This window comes from Vibrio sp. 10N.261.54.E10 (assembly GCF_002877735.2).
Lineage (GTDB): Bacteria > Pseudomonadota > Gammaproteobacteria > Enterobacterales > Vibrionaceae > Vibrio > Vibrio crassostreae_C.
On sequence record NZ_MCXE02000010.1, the window covers coordinates 1 to 4,236 of the forward strand.

The window sequence follows — 4,236 nt, forward strand, 5'->3', positions numbered from 1 at the left end:
AGCAACGAGCAGCCGAGTTGGGTGTCAGCGTATCAGATATCTCAGACACGCTAGAAATCATGCTTGGTGGGCGCAGCGAAACCACGTTTGTGGACCGTGGCGAAGAATACGATGTTTACCTTCGTGGTGATGAAAATAGCTTCAATAACGCTAACGACTTAAGTCAAATCTATATGCGTACTCAATCTGGTGAGTTAGTGACACTAGATACGCTGACGCATATTGAAGAAGTCGCTTCATCGATTCGTTTGTCGCACTACAACAAGCAGAAATCGGTGACCATTAAAGCGAACTTAATGGAAGGTTATACGTTGGGTGACGCACTCGACTTCCTTGATGAACAAGCGATTGAGCAACTACCGGGTGATATTTCTGTGAGCTACTCTGGAGAGTCAAAAGACTTCAAAGAGAACCAATCGAGTATTTTAGTGGTGTTTGCGTTAGCGATGCTAGTCGCGTACTTGGTATTGGCTGCGCAGTTTGAAAGCTTTCATCAACCCGTTAGTGGTGATGTTCACGGTTCCTATGGGTATCTTCGGTGGCTTCTTAGGCCTCGTACTGATGAACCAAGGTCTTAACGTGTACAGCCAAATAGGTATGATCATGTTGATCGGTATGGTAACTAAAAACGGTATTCTGATCGTAGAGTTTGCTAACCAACTTCGTGACCGTGGCATTGAGTTTGAAAAGGCGATCATTGATGCTTCAGCACGACGTTTGCGTCCAATCTTAATGACGGCGTTTACGACGCTAGCCGGTGCAGTTCCATTGATTACCTCAACAGGCGCAGGCTATGAAAGCCGAGTAGCAGTGGGTACAGTTATCTTCTTCGGTATGGGCTTCGCGACGTTGGTTACTCTGTTCGTCATCCCTGCGATGTACCGATTGATTTCAGGCACAACACGTTCACCTGGTCATGTGGAAGCGGTTCTAAATAAAGAGCTGAGCCATGACAACGTGGGAAGAAGCAGTCACGGTTAATGAACACGCACGGCCAATGAACATGGAATAGTGTAACAATATAGAAAAGCCTGCGTTTGCTCCTAGCGAATGGCAGGCTTTTTTTGTATAACAACTACAGCTCAACGAATGAATACAAGAAAACAAATACTAAAGGAAAGTAAAGTGGCTGAATTTAAATACAAAGATCTTTCTCAAGAAGAACAAGATAAACTAGACGCAGCAACCTTTCGTCGCCTGTTAGCACATTTAGATAGCAATAAAGATGTGCAAAACATCGACCTAATGATCTTGGCGGGCTTCTGCCGCAACTGTTTCAGTAAATGGTACAAAGCCGAAGCTGAGCAACAAGGCCTAGATTTGGATATCGATGACGCTCGTGAGCGCGTTTATGGCATGACTTACGATGAGTGGAAACAAAACCATCAGCCAAAAGCGACACCTGAGCAACTAGCGGCGTTTGAAGCAAAGCAGAAGCCAGAATAATTTGTCGCATTAGCAGTAAAGACATAGGAATAAGCGACACTGACTGCAAACTATCTATAGCAAAAAGAGCCCATCATGGGCTCTTTTTTGTTTTGTATTTAGGGCGTGTTGATCTTTCGAGCTGATTTTTGCAGCGAGTTGCAGGGTATTTATACAAGGCAGAGGCTTTGATGTGTAGCTAGCCTACATGAGAAGCCGATAACGCAGTAGAAATGACCAGCAAACGCTGCCCGGAGGGTTCGAGCTGGGCGCCCCCGCAAAAAGCGTTTTACTCTTTGTTGAGGGAGATTTGCTTAGAATGACTAGGCGACTTCCCCTTCGCCGCGATTAAAACGCTTTTGACTAGGCGTCCCCATCCGAACAAAATTTAACCACGAAAGGTCAGCACGCCCTAGTCTTAGCTATGAATGCTAGTTTCGATCTTAAGCCAGCTCACCCGTTTGCGAGAAAGCTTCTAGCTTCGCCGCGTAAGGTTGTAGGTCACCGATATTCAGATTTACCCACTCGTCATTGAAGTAAGTGTCTAGGTAACGTTCACCGCTGTCACATAGCAAAGTCACGATAGAACCTTTCTCTCCACGCGCTTTCATCTCACTGGCTAGCTGAAGCACACCGTACATGTTAGTACCGGTTGATGCGCCAACTTTGCGGCCAAGAATATCAGACAACCAATGTGTCGTTGCGATGCTTGCTGCGTCTGGGATTTTACGCATTTCGTCAACCACACCAGGAATGAAGCTTGGTTCTGCACGTGGGCGACCAATACCTTCAATCTTGCTGAATGTATTGCCTTTCACGTTCGCATTGCCTGTTTGGAAGTATTCGAGGAATACTGAGTTCTCTGGGTCGACAACACAAAGCTTAGTTTCATGCTGTTGGTAGCGAATGAAACGGCCAATAGTCGCTGAAGTACCGCCAGTACCTGGGCTCATTACTACCCATGCTGGAACTGGGTGATCTTCCATCTGCATTTGATTGAAAATCGAGTTCGCGATGTTGTTGTTACCACGCCAGTCGGTTGCGCGCTCAGCGTAAGTAAATTGGTCCATGTAGTGACCATTCAACTCTTCTGCTAAACGGCGAGACTCATCGTAAATCTCATCTGAGCGATCAACAAGGTGCGCTTGGCCGCCGTAGAATTCAATCTGCTCAATCTTCTTCTTCGCTGTGCATTTTGGCATTACCGCAATAAACGGAAGACCAAGTAGGCGAGCAAAGTACGCTTCAGACACCGCCGTACTGCCCGATGAAGATTCAATGATCGTTATTTCTGGATAGCCAACCCAACCGTTACGGATAGCGTATAAGAACAGAGAACGCGCTAAACGATGCTTCAAAGAGCCAGTAGGGTGTGTACTTTCATCTTTAAGATAAATATCAATGCCTTCTACGCTAGGTAAATCGAGCTTGATCAGGTGCGTATCCGCTGAGCGTTGGTAATCTGCTTCAATTTTACGAATCGCGTTGTTAATCCATTGATGGTCAGTACACATAGGCATTCTCTTGATACTAAGTAGGAATTATTTGTAATTGGTATGGTTATAATCTAGCGATATCTAAGGAGAAAAACTTTGCCATATTTCCTTTGTTTTTGCTTAAATTGTAGAAATTATTCTCTTTAAAAGTGGTTTGGTGAAATTGTGATAGATGCCGTAGATAAAAAGATATTAAGGCTGTTACAAGAGGACAGCACGCTGTCGTTGAATGACATATCTGAAGCGGTCAACTTGACGACCACGCCTTGTTGGAAAAGGCTTAAGCGACTTGAAGAGAACGGCATTATTGAGAAAAAAGTCGCGTTGTTGAATCCTGAAAAACTCGACCTTTCCTTTACCGCGTTCGTGTTGATTAAAACCAGCGATCACTCTCATGAGTGGTACGGTCGTTTTGTAAACACCGTGTCTGGAATTTCCAGAGGTGATGGAGTTCTACCGTATGGCAGGCGAGTATGATTATATGATGAAGGTTCAAGTGAAAGACATGAAGTGCTTTGATGATTTCTACAAACGCTTAGTGAATAGCATTGATGGTATCTCTAACGTGACATCGACTTTTGCGATGGAACCATTGAAGTTCACGACAGCATTGCCGCTTTAAGCAGTGGCAAGTGTCTGATTAATAAACACTAGCATAACCATCGTCTCAGTTTAGATGTCGCCTCTGCGATAAAGAAAAGGACTATTCATGTTTGCAAAAGTATCTACTGCTATCCAGCTGGTATTGGCGGTACGCCATTTTTTATTTGGGTTACACCATCTACTCATTTACCAATAAAGTCGGTGAAATCGTTGATACTTACCCGCAGGTGATCGAGAACTTATCGGTACTGACCAAAGAACTCAAAGTTGAAGAGTGGTTGGCATTTGCTGAGCATGTTGATGAACTTGCTCCTCAAGTATTAGAGACGGTTGAAGATGTTAGAAAAACCATCGCTCAAGTCAATAACACAGTTTCATCGGTCACGATAGAAAAATCCCCGCCATTCTAGATGAAGTTAAGAGTGTTCGAACAGAAGTCGAACAAGTTAGAACCGATGTGATTCCTCCAACATTGACGGAATTAAAGCGATATCGTGTCGATGTGATACCAATGCTTGCTGAGGAAGTGGTATCTTATCGAGAGCAAACCATTCCAGTGATTATTACTGAATCTGAAATGCTAAGAGCGGAAGTACCGGATATTTTGGTACAAGCGAATTTGTTGGCAGATAAGTGAAATTAGCTCAGGGCGCAGCAGAAGGAGCGGTGAAAGGAGTGGTGCTATCACCATTTAATTTACTGCAGAGACGCG

At 44.4% G+C, this 4,236-nt stretch carries 2 protein-coding genes and 3 pseudogenes; 4 read left to right on the forward strand and 1 reads right to left on the reverse strand.

Going from position 1 to position 4,236, the window contains the following annotated elements; all coding sequences use genetic code 11:
• Positions 1-981, forward strand: a pseudogene (locus tag BCU07_RS23430) (efflux RND transporter permease subunit); the annotation flags it as partial.
• A 144-nt stretch (positions 982-1,125) separates the two neighbouring features.
• Entirely contained in the window at positions 1,126-1,446 is a 321-nt protein-coding gene (locus BCU07_RS23435; RefSeq protein ID WP_010439576.1) for a DUF1244 domain-containing protein, read from the forward strand.
• A 422-nt stretch (positions 1,447-1,868) separates the two neighbouring features.
• Here the strand turns inward: BCU07_RS23435 and BCU07_RS23440 are convergent, their stop codons facing one another.
• Complete coding sequence (locus tag BCU07_RS23440) at positions 1,869-2,939, reverse strand: PLP-dependent cysteine synthase family protein (RefSeq protein WP_413286213.1); 1,071 nt, start codon at positions 2,937-2,939, stop codon at positions 1,869-1,871.
• Between the two features lie 147 nt (positions 2,940-3,086).
• On the opposite strand from BCU07_RS23440, the pseudogene BCU07_RS23445 reads away from it, so the two are divergent.
• A pseudogene (locus BCU07_RS23445) lies at positions 3,087-3,543 on the forward strand (Lrp/AsnC family transcriptional regulator).
• 87 nt (positions 3,544-3,630) lie between these two features.
• A pseudogene (locus BCU07_RS23450) lies at positions 3,631-4,236 on the forward strand (hypothetical protein); the annotation flags it as partial.

Bases quoted from the DNA above. Each gene is read 5' to 3' on its own strand.
- BCU07_RS23440 (WP_413286213.1), bottom strand. From the start codon at position 2,939: ATGTGTACTGACCATCAATGGATTAACAACGCGATTCGTAAAATTGAA.